The sequence below is a fragment of the Clostridium sp. AF15-41 genome, from assembly GCF_003604095.1.
Lineage (GTDB): Bacteria > Bacillota > Clostridia > Lachnospirales > Lachnospiraceae > Coprococcus.
In genome coordinates this window covers 58,331-58,920 of the sequence record NZ_QTMQ01000016.1, presented here as the reverse complement: position 1 = coordinate 58,920, position 590 = coordinate 58,331, and the positions used below count along the sequence as shown (strand labels likewise).

The following is a 590-nucleotide window of genomic DNA, read 5'->3' as shown; positions in this document are numbered from 1 at the left end:
TTGAATTTGCAAGTGTCTATAATTTACAAATCATAATATATTCTTCATCATTTTCATCAATAATTTCAAATCCTATCTTCCTATACATACGGACAGCATAATTCATCTTTTGAACTGATAATGATGCTTGTTTATATCCTTCTAATTTTAGTTTTGTTAGCATCTGTTTCATTAATTCTGTTCCGATACCATAGTTTCTATACTCCTTAAGAAGTGAAATTGCAAAAGACGGTGTTTCATTATCTATATGACCATAATCATTCATAATCCGAACCCATACGGCACCAACAATTTTATCCCCAACTTGAGCAACCAAACATAAGTCTCCCTTATTCTTACCAAAGTCTTTTACATATACTTGCAAATCTGGTTGGTTAATAATATCTTTGGGCGGTGCAGAAACTCCTTCGGGAATAAAAATCGCCTCGTACAAAAAAGTATCTAATACCTTATTTCCATCTTGTTTTAATTCTCTTATTGAATAATTCATATAAACCTCCGATTTATTTTTATTTATAAATCAGTTGTCATTCCACACATAATGATTCCTCCGTTAAATTCCGATTTCTCAGTTTCAAAAACTGGAATTT

General features: G+C 30.8%; 1 protein-coding gene. It reads right to left on the bottom strand.

All coding sequences use genetic code 11. From position 1 onward, the window contains the following. Positions 1-16: 16 nt before the first annotated feature. Positions 17-490 (bottom strand): GNAT family N-acetyltransferase, encoded by a 474-nt coding sequence (locus tag DWW43_RS10725; protein WP_008402207.1) that lies wholly within the window; start codon positions 488-490, stop codon positions 17-19. Between the last annotated feature and the right edge of the window lie 100 nt (positions 491-590).

Excerpts from the sequence above, each read along its gene's own strand:
- DWW43_RS10725 (WP_008402207.1), bottom strand. The coding sequence starts at position 490 with ATGAATTATTCAATAAGAGAATTAAAACAAGATGGAAATAAGGTATTA.